This window comes from Schlesneria sphaerica (genome assembly GCF_044336245.1).
In the GTDB taxonomy this organism is placed as follows: domain Bacteria; phylum Planctomycetota; class Planctomycetia; order Planctomycetales; family Planctomycetaceae; genus Schlesneria; species Schlesneria sphaerica.
This window is the reverse complement of record NZ_CP172346.1, coordinates 5,029,354-5,045,165: the sequence shown is the minus strand read 5'-3', so window position 1 is coordinate 5,045,165 and position 15,812 is coordinate 5,029,354. Positions and strand designations below refer to the sequence as shown.

General features: G+C 58.1%; 13 protein-coding genes. 9 read left to right on the top strand and 4 right to left on the bottom strand.

Annotated features, from left to right (window positions below; genetic code table 11):
- Nucleotides 1–68: 68 nt before the first annotated feature.
- Together ACGY09_RS18365 and ACGY09_RS18360 are read left to right on the top strand one after the other, a co-directional pair.
- Nucleotides 69–1,121 (top strand): hypothetical protein, encoded by a 1,053-nt coding sequence (locus ACGY09_RS18365; RefSeq protein WP_397568875.1) that lies wholly within the window; start codon nucleotides 69–71, stop codon nucleotides 1,119–1,121.
- 202 nt (nucleotides 1,122–1,323) lie between these two features.
- Nucleotides 1,324–2,226, top strand: coding sequence for a WD40 repeat domain-containing protein (locus ACGY09_RS18360; RefSeq protein WP_397568874.1), 903 nt, complete (start codon nucleotides 1,324–1,326; stop codon nucleotides 2,224–2,226).
- 251 nt (nucleotides 2,227–2,477) lie between these two features.
- On the opposite strand, the gene ACGY09_RS18355 is transcribed toward ACGY09_RS18360, so the two are convergent.
- A complete protein-coding gene (locus ACGY09_RS18355; RefSeq protein WP_397568873.1) occupies nucleotides 2,478–4,382 on the bottom strand; it encodes a redoxin domain-containing protein in 1,905 nt (634 codons plus the stop codon).
- A 629-nt stretch (nucleotides 4,383–5,011) separates the two neighbouring features.
- Here ACGY09_RS18355 and ACGY09_RS18350 point away from each other — a divergent pair.
- The 3 genes from ACGY09_RS18350 to ACGY09_RS18340 all read left to right on the top strand — a co-directional run bounded on the left by ACGY09_RS18350 (nucleotide 5,012) and on the right by ACGY09_RS18340 (nucleotide 8,990).
- A complete protein-coding gene (locus ACGY09_RS18350; RefSeq protein WP_373653524.1) occupies nucleotides 5,012–5,818 on the top strand; it encodes a hypothetical protein in 807 nt (268 codons plus the stop codon).
- Nucleotides 5,819–5,946: 128 nt separating this feature from the next.
- Complete coding sequence (locus ACGY09_RS18345; RefSeq protein ID WP_397568872.1) at nucleotides 5,947–8,046, top strand: serine/threonine protein kinase; 2,100 nt, start codon at nucleotides 5,947–5,949, stop codon at nucleotides 8,044–8,046.
- Nucleotides 8,043–8,990, top strand: coding sequence for a hypothetical protein (locus ACGY09_RS18340; protein WP_397568871.1), 948 nt, complete (start codon nucleotides 8,043–8,045; stop codon nucleotides 8,988–8,990). The genes ACGY09_RS18345 and ACGY09_RS18340 overlap by 4 nt, the downstream gene beginning before the upstream one ends.
- A 174-nt stretch (nucleotides 8,991–9,164) precedes the next feature.
- Here the strand turns inward: ACGY09_RS18340 and ACGY09_RS18335 are convergent, their stop codons facing one another.
- Nucleotides 9,165–9,476 carry a cupin domain-containing protein gene (locus tag ACGY09_RS18335; RefSeq protein WP_397568870.1) on the bottom strand — a complete coding sequence of 104 codons (312 nt, stop codon included), beginning with the start codon at nucleotides 9,474–9,476 and terminating at the stop codon, nucleotides 9,165–9,167.
- Complete coding sequence (locus ACGY09_RS18330) at nucleotides 9,473–9,931, bottom strand: hypothetical protein (protein ID WP_397568869.1); 459 nt, start codon at nucleotides 9,929–9,931, stop codon at nucleotides 9,473–9,475. The genes ACGY09_RS18335 and ACGY09_RS18330 overlap by 4 nt, the downstream gene beginning before the upstream one ends.
- 373 nt (nucleotides 9,932–10,304) lie before the next feature.
- On the opposite strand from ACGY09_RS18330, the gene ACGY09_RS18325 reads away from it, so the two are divergent.
- The 3 genes from ACGY09_RS18325 (at nucleotide 10,305) to ACGY09_RS18315 (ending at nucleotide 14,080) form a co-directional block, all read left to right on the top strand.
- A complete protein-coding gene (locus ACGY09_RS18325) occupies nucleotides 10,305–10,850 on the top strand; it encodes a DinB family protein (RefSeq protein ID WP_397568868.1) in 546 nt (181 codons plus the stop codon).
- A gap of 155 nt (nucleotides 10,851–11,005) precedes the next feature.
- A complete protein-coding gene (gnd, locus tag ACGY09_RS18320) occupies nucleotides 11,006–12,478 on the top strand; it encodes a decarboxylating NADP(+)-dependent phosphogluconate dehydrogenase (RefSeq protein WP_397568867.1) in 1,473 nt (490 codons plus the stop codon).
- A gap of 519 nt (nucleotides 12,479–12,997) precedes the next feature.
- Entirely contained in the window at nucleotides 12,998–14,080 is a 1,083-nt protein-coding gene (locus tag ACGY09_RS18315; RefSeq protein WP_397568866.1) for a GNAT family N-acetyltransferase, read from the top strand.
- A gap of 141 nt (nucleotides 14,081–14,221) precedes the next feature.
- On the opposite strand, the gene ACGY09_RS18310 is transcribed toward ACGY09_RS18315, so the two are convergent.
- Nucleotides 14,222–14,944, bottom strand: coding sequence for an alpha/beta hydrolase-fold protein (locus tag ACGY09_RS18310; protein WP_397568865.1), 723 nt, complete (start codon nucleotides 14,942–14,944; stop codon nucleotides 14,222–14,224).
- A gap of 169 nt (nucleotides 14,945–15,113) precedes the next feature.
- On the opposite strand from ACGY09_RS18310, the gene hpt reads away from it, so the two are divergent.
- Nucleotides 15,114–15,632 (top strand): hypoxanthine phosphoribosyltransferase, encoded by a 519-nt coding sequence (hpt, locus tag ACGY09_RS18305; protein WP_397568864.1) that lies wholly within the window; start codon nucleotides 15,114–15,116, stop codon nucleotides 15,630–15,632.
- Nucleotides 15,633–15,812 lie beyond the last annotated feature (180 nt).

Below are 15,812 nucleotides of genomic sequence, written 5' to 3'. Positions count from 1 at the left end.
ATACTGCCTGATTGATTGTTTCCAACAGAACATGCCTGCCCCTCGTCACATTACAAGAGGCACCAGCGATGGCTCGTTCGATGGTCCAACATGCCTGTCTGCGGGGGCCGGGAAGTCTTCTTTATATCGGCCTGCTGTTGCTTCCACGTTCCGTCTGTCAGGCAGAACCACCTGCACTTGCTGAAGCGATCACAGCACTGGACAACTGGCGTGCGGCGTTCAACAGCATTCATATCAATTATGAAATCGACGAAGGGGTCATCGAGGAACCACCACGGGGCCCGCTGTTGACGGTCGGCGAATACTACTGGTCAGACGCAAGGCGGTTTTACTGGCACGACCAACAGTTCCGGGATCGAAAGATGCTCGGTCAGAATCTCATCTGGAGAGACAGTTTTATCAGCGGATGGGCGAGGTTTCCTTCTGGGGAGGACCAGGAAAAAGTCCCACCTACCTCCATCGAATTCGGCCGAACTATCAACGGCGGTTTCAATGGCATTCAGGGGCTCATCGTCACGACTCTTCACGGACTTTGGCAACCACAGACCTGTTGCTGGTTACCGGAACTTCTCAAAAAGCAGCAGCTAAGCAGTCGTGTGATTACCGCAGAGGGTGCCCCATGCCTGGAAGTGACGTACCAGAATGAGATGGATACAGGCCCGACAACACTCGTGCTCGATCCGCGCTATGGGTACCTCCCGAGAAGCGTCACGGGCGGTTGGGAGACTCAGATCAGTGAATTCCAGCAGTTTCCCCCAGGAATCTGGATGCCGACGGCGGGTGTATTCGACATCATTGAACAAAAGAAATCCTGGAAACTCACCAGCGTCGTTTTCAACCAGAACATCGAGGACGAGAAAGTTTCGATCGCGGAACCGGGGGAAGGTACGCTCATGATCGATCGGGTCCAGGGGAGTGTCTGGATCCATGGAACACCTCCCATTGTTCTTGAGCCAAAAGAGGAGGATGAAAATGACCACCGACAGGGCGACGGCAGGTGCGGCGGACCGGGGTTATTAGTGAACGGAGTCGGAAAACCGCTACCAGTTTGGCTGGTCGTTCTGGGGTCGTTGAGCCTGTTCGTGGGCACCCTCGTCAGCCGCGCGCGTGAGCTTTTCTAACGTCCGCAACCTGCTTGTCGGGCGATCTCGAAGCTCACGGACTGTGTAAGTTGCGGCTCACCTTTGGCCGGCCCGCCCACAGAACATCTCCACTCCGTTGTCTCTTGCCCCTGATTTTGTTCTTCTCTTGAGAGGATCAGAAGTCGGACCCAAGGTGGGAAGATCGCCGGAACAGAAATTTTCTTGTAACGCGGATTATGAGATGACACAGACGTTGAGACTCGAGCCGGTACGGACGCTGACGCATGGCAACGCCGTATTTTCTGCCGCGTTCTCTCCCAACGGGAAGCAGATCGCAACGGCGAGTCTCGACAATACCGTCCGCCTGTGGAACCTCTCCGATGGCGAAGTGCTCACCACGCTGAAGGGGCACGGTGACGGGGTCTGTTTCGTCGATTTCCATTCCGACGGCCGCATCGTGACTGCCAGTCTCGACCGAACCTTGCGCATCTGGTCGGCTGACGGAAGTCAGGTCCTGACGACCTTCATCGGGCACCAGGATTACCTCACCTGTGCTGCGATCGCGCGCAATGGGACACTGCTGGTGTCGGGCGGATTCGACAAGACGGTCCGTGTCTGGGACAGCCAAACGGAACTGAATGTCGTCGTCTGGACCGGCCATACCGAGAACGTGCAGTGTGTCGCAATCAGTGGCGACGGAAAGACGGTCGCTTCGGGAGGAGACGATCAGACGATCCGATTGTGGAATGTCGAATCACAGTCAGTCAGCAAGGTGGTCATGGGACATTCCAAGGGAGTCGAGGGACTCGCCTTTTCCCCCGATGGAACCCTGCTCGCCTCTGCCAGCGTGGACGGGAGCGTCCGATTGTGGTCCCGTACCGGCGAACCGGTCGCCACACTTGAGCAGATCCCGGTGCTCGTGAAATCCGTGGTCTTCTCACCGGACGGACGCTGGCTGGTTTCGGGTGACGGAATCGGAACAATGCGAGTCTGGGACACGGCCACTCTGCAACTTGTGCTGACGACTCCGGCTCACAAAAACTCGATCCACAGTCTGACATTCAGCCGAGATGGGACGCACTTCGCCTCGGCCGGATTCGACCGGACGATTCATGTCTGGAACGTCGTCGAGAAACAGGACTGACGCCACCCGATTCTCATCCATCATTCTCATCCATCCCCTCCGGAGAGCACCGGTTGACCGGTCTGCCGGTGTGCGCAGCACAAGAGGTCTCTGCCACAATCCATGCGACATGACGGTCGATTCAAGATGGACGGCATCTTTACCGAACAAACCTCTTGCGGCTGACGCCGCCCCGGTAGCCGCGATGACGCGACAACCGGGGCTACCCGTGAGGAATTCAGTCTGGATCGACGGAGATCTGCTACGCCGGACTAATTCTTTTCTGACGAAGATTCTTTCAACAACTCGGATTCTCGCGGGACGGCGACGTCGAAGTAGCCGAGCAACATTTCATCCCAGGACTGCTCGCCCCACTTCACGGTCTTGGACGGGTCGGGATTCGCCAGGTTTCGGGCCGAATTGTCAAACGCGGCGAAGGACTGGATCTTCGAACCGCGAGGGATCAAACGGGGTTCAATCAGCTTGTAGGCCGTCTGCCAGTTGAAGTCGTAATGGGGCACATCCAGCAGCACTTCCTTCGTTCCGTCATTGTGGGTGAGTTCGTAACGAAATGACTTCCCTCGCAGATGCATGTGCGGCGAAAGGGACAGGAGCTGCAAATCCTGCGGGGCGGTGACGACACTGGAGGAGAACGCCTGATTGTCCAGTTCCGGCTGGATCTTGAACTTTGTATTCACGGTCGAAACCGTCCGGATTTCGTGTGTCACCTCGGCAGGATCGGCGAACAGCAATCCGATCTGCGTCCGATCTTCCCGGGCAACTCCGTTCGGCGTGTAGTGCATCTGGAAGATGAACTTCGCACCAGCCGGGATCCGTTTCGCCATCCCTTGAGGGTACTCACCCACGCGCAGGCCTGGAACGAATGCCGTCAGCATCTGCCGGTCACCGTCACGGACTTCTCCATCGGTGGAAATGAAGACAATCACATGATGCACAACCGCGCGGCTTCCTGGAATGATTTCCGCCCCCGTAATCCACTTGTCTTCCGTCAGTCCGGGATCGACCGAAAAATACTGGTAGTCAACCGTCCCTTCGGCAGGAACCGTGAAGGGAGTCTCTGACATCCAGACAACGTGGTCAGGCTGCCGGGGAAGCTGCCAGCCTTCTGTGTAGGTTGGTGGAGGAGGAAGTTCCGCTGGATCACCTTCGGGGCTCCCGGCGGCGACCCACTGCTGCAGAAGCGAGAGTTCTTCCGGAGTCAGTCGCCGTTCGTTGGCGAAATGTCCGTGTTCGGGTGAGGCGTGCCAGGGGGGCATCTGACCGGTCTGAGTGACTTCCAAGATCATGTCAGCCCATCCCGCGACTTCGTGGTAGTCCGTCAGACTGAATGGAGCGATCTCGCCGGGGCGATGACATTCGACGCAGTGTTTCTGCAAGAGGCGCGCGATCTGATTGGAATAGGTCACGGCACTGTCCGCAGTACCAGTTTTGACCGGTCGTGACCGCCCGATCAGGCAGCCGACCGCCGTCGTCTCAGTCACGCTGACCGGCGTTCCCGCAAGAACTTCGTCGATCGCCAGTTTCAGATCCTCGCGCGTCGGGGCCGGCCGGGACTTCCCCCCGACGGAATACTGATCGTCGACTCGGCCCCGGTATCGGACGACGCGTTTGGCATCCAGCACGAAGACTTCCGGCGTGCGCGTCGCCTGCAGATCGTCTACGACTTCCTGGTTCAGGTCTTTGAGAATCGGATACGTCAGACCGTTCGTGCGAGCGAACGCGGCGATTTCCGTCAACGAGTCCTGTCGATTGGCATCGATGCCTAGAAACGTGACCCCCTGCCCGGCATAGCTCTCAGCCAGCTTCTGCAGTTTGAGGGAATATTGCTTGGCCAGCGGGCACTCCGTCCCGAGCACGGCGAGCACCAGGACGGGACTCGACTGGTAGTCATCCAGCGAGTGAGCCTTGCCACGGTAATCGATGAGCGAGAACGGCGCGACGGACTTTCCGAGCAGGAATGGGCCATCCTCGGCCGCGGCAAGTGGTAAATTGCGACTCAGCACCAGCATGACAAGGCAGACCAGCCCCGCATTGACGAGCCTGTGCGACGACCGAGTGGCCCCCGTCTCGCAGTGTGACGCCAGAGGCCCGACCGTTCCTGTCACTTGCGGGCTGGCCTGAGAACTCTGTCGGGCATAACAATCCAGATCGCGCATCAATCCAAATCCTTATTCTGACCAAAGCCGAAACTTGCGACGGGTTGACCACCGCCATTCCGATTCGGCTCTCAACAATCCGATGCAAAAGTCTTACCGCTGTGACACACTTCAGGGAAACTCAGGAAAACGCCGTCATTTCCGCTTTCGATACCCGTGCGGACAGCACGAACGAACGGTGACACAACAGGAGATACTCTACCCCGCCAGAACGCCTGTGGTTTCAACCCGCCCCATCGCCACTCGTCCCCAGACCCGCTCCTCAAACATGGCTCAGATGGCATACTGAGAGATCGTCGCGCGGCGGGGATGGAATGCATTCTCTTTTCGCCGCCAGCTTTTGACAGAATCACGGGGTGTCGGAAGCTGGGGAACCAGCCATTCTGGGCGGATCGGAGGTCTCAGGACACGCGGAGAGTACCATCGCCGCAACCTTTTCCACATTAAGACGTTGCACCACCCCACCCCGACCCATTTCCACTCCAAAAGAAGGATTTCCACTTTTCGTCACGAAATTCCCGGATTTCTCCCAAGATTCGAATCCCGCCAGCGAATGACTGAGCAACACGGCAGGAAACACGCCGTTCGCTGTCGAAATTTCGCAAGTGAGACGTTCAGGGGGATTCGCGATGATTAAGAAAGGTTTACTGGGACTGGCTGTAGCGGGGTTGCTCGGCACCTTCGTGTTCGGGACCGAAGCGGTCAGCTACCTTCGCGCCGGTTGCCGCAATGTCAAGAACGCCGTCAAAGCGGAAGTCCCGATCGAGTTTGAAGCCGAGCGAGCACAGACGCTGGTCGAACGTCTGGTGCCGGACATTCGGCAATGCATGCATGTCGTCGCCGAACAGCAGGTCGATCTCGAAAATCTGCAGACCCTGCTGACTCAGAAGGAAGCCGATCTCACGAAGCAGAAAGAGGCGATCTTGGCGTTGCGAACCGACTTGGGAACAGGCAAGGGTTCTTTCGTCTACGCACGTCACTCGTACACCGCCAGCGATGTCCGACGGGATCTCGCGTCCCGGTTTGAGCGATTCAAAGCAGCGGAAGAAATCCTGGCAGCAGACCGCAAGATCCTGACCGCTCGCGAACAGGCCCTGGCCGCCAACCGGGAAAAGCTCGAAAGCATGATGCAGGCGAAAAAAGAACTGGAAGTGAAACTCGAACAGCTTCAGGCCCGCATCCACACAGTCAAGGCGGCAGAGACTGTCAGCCAACTGGCCATTGATGACTCGAACCTCAGCAACGCACGCAAGCTGATCAGTGAATTGAACAAACAGCTTGACGTGAAGCAGAGAATTCTCGATGTGGAAGGGAAGTTTGTCGGCCTGATTCCAGTCGAGACACCGACTCCCGCTGCTCCTGCCGACCTGGACCGACAGATCGACGCCTACTTCAGCACACCACAGGCTGACGATACGTTTGCCGCCAGAGACTGATCCGAAGTCAGTTTCGTCAAAGTAACGGGTTTTGAATGATCTGAATGTGCGTCGATATCGTTAAACTGGCGGTGACTGCAAAGTGACCGCCAGTGAGTGACCGTGTCCCACTTCCGATACCCCCACGTATGCGATTCACCTACCAGTCCGGAGCTCAGCCCCTCGCGGGCTTCACCATCCAACGCGGTATTCACCGCGGCGGGTTTGGCGAGGTGTATTACGCGCGCAGCGACGGTGGCAAGGACGTCGCACTGAAACTGCTGCATCAACAGGATCAGGATATTGAAATCCGTGGAGTCACCCAGTGTCTGAATCTCAAGCATTCCAATCTGATCACACTGTTTGACGTCAAAACGGACGAGCACGGCGATTACTGGGTCGTGATGGAGTACGTGGCGGGTTCCAGTCTGGAAGACGTTCTGGCTTCGTTTCCGGATGGTTTGCCCTTAGCAGAAGTTGCGGCCTGGCTGGACGGATTGGTCGCCGGAGTGGCTCATCTGCATGACCGCGGGATTGTGCACCGGGACCTGAAACCCGGCAACGTCTACCGCGAGAACGGCGTCGTCAAAGTGGGGGACGTGGGGCTGTCGAAACGACTCGGCAGCGATCATCGGCGACAGCATACGCAAAGCGTCGGAACCGTCTATTATATGGCACCTGAAGTCGCCAGAGGCCAGTACGGTCCCGAGGTGGACGTTTACTCGCTGGGTGTGATGCTCTACGAGATGATTACGGGTCGCTTGCCGTTTACCGGAGAAACGACGGCCGAGATCCTGATGAAGCATCTCACGGCTCAGCCGGATCTCACCCCCGTCCCGCGTGAGCTACGTCCAACCGTCGCGCGTGCGCTGGAAAAAGACCCCACCCGACGGACGGCGACCGTTCGCGAGCTGGGGCAGGATTTCTTGCGAGCGACGCAGCAGCACCGTTTGCCAATGGCTTCTGGCGCCGAAGTCTCTTCCGCCCCCCCTCTGTCCGGGCAACGATTCCCACAGCGGACAGCCGACGTTGTCTCGTCAGAACCGACCACGATTCCGGCGAACTCATTTCTGCCCCCCCTTCCTCGGGGTTCTCAGTCTGCCAATTCCCCTGCTGGCGCCTCCAGCGAGGCTCCCTGGCGACGCCAGCACGCAGACTTGGAACGAAAGCGTCAGCCCGGTGGAGGCGGAACGTCGAACAGTCGATTTACCCGATCGGAACCATGGCTCCAACCCGAGCAGTGGCTGCAGCTGTGCATCGTGCTGGGAATGGTGTTGCTTCTGACAGGCTCTCTCCGGGGTGCGTTCCCGCTGGGAGGCGTCCGGATTACCCCGGTCCTGGGGTTTGTGATCATCGCGTTGCTGGTCGTGCCCACGGCGGGCATCGCCGCGTTGCATTCGCTGAAGTTGCTGCTCTATCGGATCGCCGATGTCGACCCAAGGCAAAAACGCTCACCCCGTCCCGGAACAGCCCCCTACTCTGCCCCCGCGCCGTCGTATCCCGAAGTTCGTGCGGAATTCGTGAGTCCTGCCCCTGCGCGGCGTGCTGCCGCCGCCGTCGCAGTCGAGCCGAGGTTCCAATTTGACGATCGCCCCTGGTGGGAACGACTGCCGGAACTCGCCAACTCACTGGGCTATGCGGGACTGGTCGCCAGCCTGCTTTCCGCCGGTGTCTACGCGGCACTGTCCATTCCGCTCAGGCAGGACCAGCCGATTCCGTTTATGCCGCGTCCCGAATCGGCGATTCTGTTTCTGGCCACGGCCATTATCGGCTCATGGCTGATCCTGATCGGACACACCCTGTCATCCGGTTCTCACTGGACGAATCGCCAGCGCTGGCTGTTGCGACTGACCACAGGTGCCGTCATTGGTTCGATCGCGTACGCCCTGGATGAGTTCCTGCTCGTGAATTATTCCCCTTCTGCCTACAGTGCACGATCCCTCTTCAGGTCCCTGGGGGGCCACCCACTGATTGAGGGAGGTTCGAATCCGACGTGGCTGGCCTACGCCTGGTTCTTCGCTGGCTGGCTGGGTCTGCGGCGCTGGTCGCAGGAGATGGACCTGCACCGGAAGGTGCCGTTCCGGATAGGAACGGTGGTGACCGCCATCCTGACCGCATTCCTCATGTCGTGGGTCTTCCGGTTCCCTCAGGTCTATGCCATGCTCTGGGCCGGGACCATTTCCATGACGGTGCAACTCGCCTCCCGCTGGTCTCCCCTTCGCTCCGTTAAAACAGGAGCCACTCGATGAGTTTCATCCTGTTACTTGGACTGGGGGCGCTGGCCGTTGCGGGCATACGTCTCATTAAAAACCTTGTTCGCCGAATCACGCAAGCCCCTTCGTGGCCTGCGAACTTCGCTCGGCAAGGAACATCCGAGCTCAATCCCTTACGAGTGTTGATCTCAACCTGGTTCGGACCGACCGCGGTGCTGATCCTGTTCGTCGTCATCAGTGGGCTGCACGAGCGGAAGCTCGCCCGCTTTTACACCCCCTCGCACCGCTCATCGATAACCCCCACGCAAGTCACAACATCCGCGGCAGAAGGAATTTCTGCACTTCCTGCACCAGGCACGCAGGCCGTTCACGGCGAGGATGAGGATGATGACGACGAGGACACGGCCGTCACGAATCCTCCGAATGGAAAACCAGCCCCTCTGAACTGGATGGAAGTGGGAGACACGACCGTCGGCGAAGTCCGGCAAATCGTCCTTGCGAGCAAGCTCTGGAGCACCGCCGAAGAGGCGGCCCGCGAGATTGAACCACGCGCCGCCGCACTTGTTCGCGCAGACTTCCAAAGCCGACACCCCTCGGCTTTCTCGACGAGCAGTTCGCTGCTGCTGCCGGATGATGGAATCCTGCAATCCGCTGTGAAGAAACGCTACGTGGAAACGGTCGAACAGAACTTTGGTACGTTTTCGGCCCCGATGTACCGCTTGTGGCTGCAAATCGAGATCTCGCCGGTTGTCCGGACCGAGATCTACCCGCTGTGGAAAATAGCCGCTGTCGACAGTCGGATCATCGCACTGGGAACGCTGATCGCCACGCTGACACTGCTGGCGAATAGTGCGGCCGCCTTCTCGCTGCTGTTGAGAAAAACACCACAGCGATGGTTGAGATCGGGGGTGCTCATCGGAATGTCGTCTACCGCGTGGATCGTGGCCGAACTCTTGCTGATCAACCGACTGCACCATTGATAGTGTTGAGGGTGTCTGCATCACGCTTGCTGCATTCCCCTCGCAAACCAAGTCGAGGATCTCGCGTTGCCGATTGCGACAGCGAGAAATTCGGAATGCCTCACGCGCAGCGTGCCTCATGCTGCCTCGTTATGCTGAGTCGTTGTCGACGAAGGCCGGGCGAGCGACACCAGCTCAATAGAAAACGGCCAGCCAGACGGTGGGCTCATCGGGAGTCGTCCAGTCGACCCGATGTCGCCGGTGAGCGGGTATCGTCAGAGAATCTCCTGGAATGAGTTCCACAAGCTCATCCTCGAACATGATTCGGGCGGCCCCTTTCACGAGCATGATCCATTCGTTCTCGGACTGGTCGTACCAGAAATCCGAAGGGGAGGCATGCCCGTGTGAGACAATCTGTTCGATACGCAAGCCCGTCGCCTGCACAAGCGTCGTGAAGACCTCCTCGGCCATGCCGGCGGGAAGATTGTCCAGCAGATTCCGTTTCATGCGTGCAGCCTCGAATTCACAAACGTGGCCAGTTCGTGAGGCTGATCGGTCCCCACCCGCAACACTTCGCCGTCCGACTTCCGGAACACGACGCAGTCTCGTCCCCACAGATTCCAGACCCAGCCCCCGCGTGGGCTGAGATGAATTCCCCAGCCGTCCAGGACCAGTGTCCGCCCCACCTCAGCCGATTCAATATCAGCATACTTCAGCCGCGTCTGGAACAAGGGGATCGGTCCGAACCGGATGAGCAACTCATCTCCCTCATCCTCGACACGCAGGTAGTGAAACGACCCCGCCAGCAGCAGCACAAAGGCGCCCGTCAGCGGAAAGGTCCAGGAAATCGCTGGGTCATGGCGTAGCACGACCCCCAGAACGAAGAGCAGGCAAGCCGACCCATAGAGCAGGATGCACAGGGGTGCCCGCTGCTGGTGTGAATAACGGCTGTTGTCGTTCATGGAGGGACCCCGTTCCGAGGGAAACTGTTGCGAAGGACCGCCGTTCTGTGCAGACCGTGACGGCATGAAAGTAACGGTGTCCTGAAAAAATCGGATCACGGGATTTCTCTTCGGATCTCCGCCCGTGAGAATTTCGGAAAAAACTCGCCCGCTCAGCACGGTCACCCTCAAAAGCACCCCATGCATCAACGAACAAGTGGATGAAGATCATAAAGTGAACCCAAATGGGGGTGGCCCCCTCTTCAAGCAGATTGACACAATCGTCCGACATGATTGCCTGCTCAATTCAAGGGTCCGGGCAAGTCGGCCGGAAGAGAGCATTTCCGAGCTCCGTTCACCCAATCCAGATCACTCACGAGGGAAGATTTCCAGCATGAATGCAGTGGATGTAATCAAGCGGCTTCATCAACATCGGGCCTGGTCAAACGCCAACCTCCTGAGCACCGCCCGGGAATTGACGGATGAGCAACTCCATTCCATCTATCCCATTGGTCAGGGATCGATCTGGAAGTCGTTGACTCATTTGTTCGGTGCCGAACACGTCTGGCTGGGTGCTCTTTCAGGGGATGATGCGGCGGTCGCACCCGGTGACGTGGCTGGACAACTCCCCGGAAATCAGCTGGGTGAAGGACGCATGACACGGCTCGATGATCTGGTTGCCCGCTGGCAGGACCTGGATCGGCGCTGGGACAGTTATCTCGCGACACTGACTCCCGAATCGCTGGACGAAACTGTCTATCGCAAGGTTTCGACGACGGGGGTTCGCTTTGGAACGCGTTGCAGCGACATTCTGTTGCACGTCTGCACGCACGCTCATTACACGACCGCTCAGATCATGAATATGCTGCGGCAGACAGGCCTGGAAAAGCTGCCGGAAACCATGTTGATCAGTCTGGCTCGACTTGAATCAAAATGCTGACATTCGATTTTTGCGGGAATGATTGAAGAATTGGGTTGAATTGCTCGATTCGGGCTCGCACGCTTACAATATCGCCCCTCAACCGTCCAGAAAATCTTTCCAGTGTGCATGGATCGGACGAGTTGTTTCATCCCGTGGATTGGAATTATCGCAGCATGTCTCAGCATGATATCGGTCTGATCGGCCTGGCCGTGATGGGTCAGAATCTCGTTCTCAATATGGCCAATAACGGTTTCTCCGTCGGGGTTTACAACCGAACGACCACGACCACGGATGAATTTGTCGGGGGTCTGAAAGACGAGCCCGCCGACAAGGTACATGCCGGGACCGCCGATCGCATTAAGGGCTACCACACGCTCGAATCATTCGTGAGCAGCCTCAAGGCCCCCCGCCGGATCATGATCATGGTCAAGGCGGGTGCTCCCGTCGACGGCGTCATTGAACAGCTCAAACCGCTGCTCTCTCCCGGCGATATCATCATCGACGGCGGAAACTCGGACTTCGTCGACACCAACCGCCGCGACAAGGAACTGCGCGAAGCCGGCTTGCGGTTTATCGGAACCGGTGTTTCCGGCGGAGAAGAAGGAGCCCTCAAGGGCCCCAGCATCATGCCGGGGGGACACCACGACGCCTGGCCGTTCGTCAAGGAAATCTTCCAGAAGATCTCGGCCAAGGTCGGCCCCAACAACGACATTCCCTGCTGCGACTGGGTCGGCGACGCCGGTGCCGGCCATTACGTCAAGATGGTTCACAACGGGATCGAATACGGCGACATGCAGTTGATCTGCGAAGCCTATCAGATTCTGAAGAATGGCCTGGGGCTCACCAACGAAGAACTCTACCAGGTCTTCAAGACGTGGAATGAAGGGGAACTCGAAAGCTACCTGATCGAAATCACGCGTGACATCTTCACGGTGAAAGACAAAGAAACGGGTGAGTTCCTGGTCGACAAGATCCTCGACACGGCTCAGCAGAAGGGGACGGGCAAGTGGATGAGCCAGCACGCGCTCGACCTGGGTGTCCCCACCACACTCATCACCGAAGCGGTCTACGCGCGTTGCCTGTCGGCTCAAAAGGACGCTCGCGTCCGCGCCAGCGCAATTCTCAAGGGTCCCGAAGACGCCAAGTTCACGGGTGACAAGGCTCAGTTCATCGAAGACGTCCGCCAGGCCCTCTACGCCTCAAAGCTTTGCAGCTACGCCCAGGGCTATGTCCAGCTTGACGCTGCCGCGAAAGAGTTTGGCTGGAAGCTCAACAATGGCAACATCGCCCTCTTGTGGCGCGGCGGCTGCATCATCCGTTCTCGCTTCCTGGGCGATATCAAAGCCGCCTTCGACAAGAACCCGAATCTTGAAAACCTGCTGCTGGATGATTTCTTCCGTAACGCCGTCCAGAAGGCTCAGCCAAGCTGGCGCCGCGTCCTTTCGACCGCCGTTCAGCTCGGTCTGCCGGTTCCCGTCTTCAGCGCCGCTTTGAACTACTTCGACGGCTACCGACAGGCCCGGCTTCCCGCCAACCTGCTGCAGGCCCAGCGCGATTACTTCGGGGCTCACACCTACGAGCGAACCGACAAACCACGCGGCCAAATGTTCCACTCGGAATGGATCCAGGAACGCAAGCTCAGCTAGTCCGGTCTGGGCTCAACGGAGAAACACCACAGCATGATCGGCCCCGGTCATGCTGTGCGTTTTCCCGTACCAGAACATCGACAAGAGCATGGCTTCTACCAAGACTTCGAAGCAGTGGCATTCTGATCGTTTATTTTCGTCGGGACGATCAAGACAATCGCGCTGGGACTGGTTTTGCACACGCGAACGCGACAGGTGTGAATCCCGTGGGAAAAAGTTTCAACCTCGCTCATCCAGTTTGAGCCCCCTTTTCCCAAGTGCTTCCGCCACCGATCGCGAACGCTAACGTATCTTCGCAAACTATTACGGGGTCTTGACCTCAATCCTTTGGACTACGCCGAAAGCAACGGAGTTCTCTGAATTGGAGTTTCGAATTCGGCTCTGGGAAAGACGATCTGTGAGGTAAATGGGTCTTGCCCTGCTACTCACATTTGACCACTAGGCTTCGCGCCGACGCCCACATCGGCTACACCCCCTGAATTCGTCATTAAATATTGAGTGGCTCCGGAGCTGGTTTGGATGCGTTGCGACTTTATTGGGCCTGATTCAAGTTTGTGGGGTCGGTTTCTTGCCGACTGCACACACGACTTCTATCACCTCCCCCAATATGTCACAATAAGTGCCCAGGACCGGATGTGTGCGCCCAATGGTGATGGCTCTCCGCTGGCCTTTCACGCTGAAGACGACCACGGCCGTCGTTTTCTTTTGACGTTCATCGTTCGCCCCGTCCCCGCATCGTGCTCCGCCACCGAGGCACTCTACGACGCCATCACTCCCTACGGCTATGCCTGTCCCCTGGTCATCAATCCCGACCAGGGCCCCATCGAGCCCTTCCTGCAGCAGGCTATCAGCCGCCTGAAAGAGTGCCTCTCCGAGCGACGGATTATTGCGGCCTTCTCGAGGTCACACCCGAATATTCCCCTGCCACTGGAACCGCTTCGCCAGACGGGGACCGTGGTCGAGCACGGCCAGACAGTCTCCATCGACCTGACGCTGCCGCTGGAAGAACTCTGGCATCAGACGCGAGCCGGTCACCGCAGCGAGATCAATCGCGCGAGAAAAAAGGGATTCACCGTCGAGATTCAGTCGGACTGGCGAGACTTCGACGAGTTTTTCCGCGCCTATACCGAAACCATGCAGCGCGTTAACGCGAACGAGCACTATTTCTTCTCACGCGAGTATTTCGCGCAACTGAGGGCCTCCATCGGTGACGTGCTGCATCTGGCGATCTGCCACAAGGAGGGGGCGGTCACATGTGGAGCACTGTTTTCAGAAGTCTGCGGTATTGTTCAATACCACCTGAGTGGAACGACCGAAGAATTCCACAGCCAGTACCCCACGAAAGTGATGCTCGATTCCGTCCGGACCTGGGCCAAAGAACGAGGCAATCACACAATGCATCTGGGAGGCGGCTACGGTGGATCCGAAGATTCGCTGTTTCAGTTCAAAGCGGGATTCTCACATCTTCGCTCACCGTTCTACACCTGGCGGCTGATCGCGGACCCCGTCACCTATCAAGACCTGTGCCGGCAATGGGAAGCCCGATCCGGCAAGACGGCAAGTCCCCCCGACGCATTCTTTCCTGCCTATCGAGCACCGTGAACTCTTCTATTCACGCGAGTCGGCGGAGGCTGGTTGAGTAGGCCCCGCGCTGGCAGTCCTTTGGGGGGTCCCTATCCCCGGTGAAATTGGTCCACCGTCTCGCCTCGGTCGTCGCCAGAGACTTGGTCAAACCGCCCCGCCTCAACGAGCCTCCGCAACGGCTCTGGCCAGGAAATCGATCACTCTGGGAGCCATGGCGTTGGCGTAGTTCCACCCGTAGCCGCCGTGAGTCGTGACGAAGTCGTCTTCGAACGCGATGCCCGTCGACGACAACTTGCTGGCCAGCGTGAGCACTCCGTCAAAACAGTACGGGTCGGCCGGATCGCAAAGCAACAGTTGCCGCCGGGGGTAGTTCAGCGGATGCAGGTGCAGGATGGAAGTCCGCTGTCGTGCGGCTTCCGCATTCTCAAAAAGTGTGTCGAGCGACGTGCCATGTCCCCACCAGGTTTCGAAATCGATCTTCGGCGAGATCGCGACGACAGCAGGAAACTTCCGGGCGTGACGGTAAGCCAGTTGCAAGGCCCCCTGCCCCCCCATCTCGACGCCGCAGACACCAATCCGCGGGGGTTCGATCTGCCATTGCTCTGCACAGTATTTCGGGATGTGTTCCGACAGGTAGTCCAGAGGACTGGTCAGCGGGTCGTAAGGGGGATAAACGACGTCGGTCCACCAGCAGTGCTCACCGAGGGGGCAAAGGCCGATCAGATTGTGCTTGGCGAGTTCGCTCGAGTAGGTCGGATTGTCCTTGATCGTGACACCGTCGTAGCCGTGCAGAAACAGGACAATCCCTGCGGGCTTGAGGTCCTCACCCGGCACAAAAACGTCGACGGACTTACCCGAAACCTGCGTCGTTGACCAATTCATGAACGACTCCCGCAAGATTGCTTCGCCTGCCGACGATCTTCACAATGACTGAGCACATCCATCACGCGTCTGCCGGTCGCTTGTCCGCACCACCGTGATCGATCAGGCAGAAGACAAACACGCACGGCTGAATCACTGCACCCTGACTTTTGGGAATGAACGACGACGGATGGTTACATTACTGACAGAGCAACAAATTGCCGAGCGAGTCGCAGAATTAGGACGGAAATTCACGGAGATCTATCGAGGACGACCATTAACTGTTCTCGGCGTATTGAACGGCAGCGTCATTCTGGTCGCGGACCTCATTCGAGCGATCAACATTCCCCACCAGATCGGTTTTATCCGCGCGTCCAGTTATCGGGGCGAAACGACAGTCCCCGGTCAGCTAACCATCAGCACGGACCTGATGCCCATGATCGAAGGACGCGATGTCCTGCTGGTGGACGATATCTTCGATACCGGGAAGACACTGGTCCGCCTGGTCGAGGAACTGAAGCGGCACCATCCTGCGAGCATCGCTACGGCGGTCCTGCTGTGGAAAGAGGGACGCAGTTGTGTCGACATCACGCCCGACTTTCACGGCTTTGTGATTCCCGACGCGTTCGTCGTCGGATACGGCCTGGATTACGATGACAACTACCGGCATCTGCCCCGCATCGAAGTTCTCGAACCTCACGACTTGTGATCCCCGTTGATCTGAATTGTCCTGCCGCTGTTTCGCGATCGATCGGGTTTCCCCCGATTCGATTTCCCCGCGATCCGATTTGCTCTCGATCCGATTAGACGCTGAACTCGGAAATTTGTTGCTGTTCGCTGTTCGGGAATGAGGATAAAATTGGCTCACCGAAAACAAGGGACCTGACGG

Coding starts and splice junctions, on each gene's coding strand:
- ACGY09_RS18345 (WP_397568872.1), top strand. CDS start 5,947: ATGCGATTCACCTACCAGTCCGGAGCTCAGCCCCTCGCGGGCTTCACC.
- gnd (WP_397568867.1), top strand. CDS start 11,006: ATGTCTCAGCATGATATCGGTCTGATCGGCCTGGCCGTGATGGGTCAG.
- ACGY09_RS18365 (WP_397568875.1), top strand. CDS start 69: ATGGCTCGTTCGATGGTCCAACATGCCTGTCTGCGGGGGCCGGGAAGT.
- ACGY09_RS18325 (WP_397568868.1), top strand. CDS start 10,305: ATGAATGCAGTGGATGTAATCAAGCGGCTTCATCAACATCGGGCCTGG.
- ACGY09_RS18340 (WP_397568871.1), top strand. CDS start 8,043: ATGAGTTTCATCCTGTTACTTGGACTGGGGGCGCTGGCCGTTGCGGGC.
- ACGY09_RS18335 (WP_397568870.1), bottom strand. CDS start 9,476: ATGAAACGGAATCTGCTGGACAATCTTCCCGCCGGCATGGCCGAGGAG.
- ACGY09_RS18310 (WP_397568865.1), bottom strand. CDS start 14,944: ATGAATTGGTCAACGACGCAGGTTTCGGGTAAGTCCGTCGACGTTTTT.
- hpt (WP_397568864.1), top strand. CDS start 15,114: ATGGTTACATTACTGACAGAGCAACAAATTGCCGAGCGAGTCGCAGAA.
- ACGY09_RS18315 (WP_397568866.1), top strand. CDS start 12,998: ATGCGTTGCGACTTTATTGGGCCTGATTCAAGTTTGTGGGGTCGGTTT.
- ACGY09_RS18330 (WP_397568869.1), bottom strand. CDS start 9,931: ATGAACGACAACAGCCGTTATTCACACCAGCAGCGGGCACCCCTGTGC.
- ACGY09_RS18355 (WP_397568873.1), bottom strand. CDS start 4,382: ATGCGCGATCTGGATTGTTATGCCCGACAGAGTTCTCAGGCCAGCCCG.
- ACGY09_RS18350 (WP_373653524.1), top strand. CDS start 5,012: ATGATTAAGAAAGGTTTACTGGGACTGGCTGTAGCGGGGTTGCTCGGC.
- ACGY09_RS18360 (WP_397568874.1), top strand. CDS start 1,324: ATGACACAGACGTTGAGACTCGAGCCGGTACGGACGCTGACGCATGGC.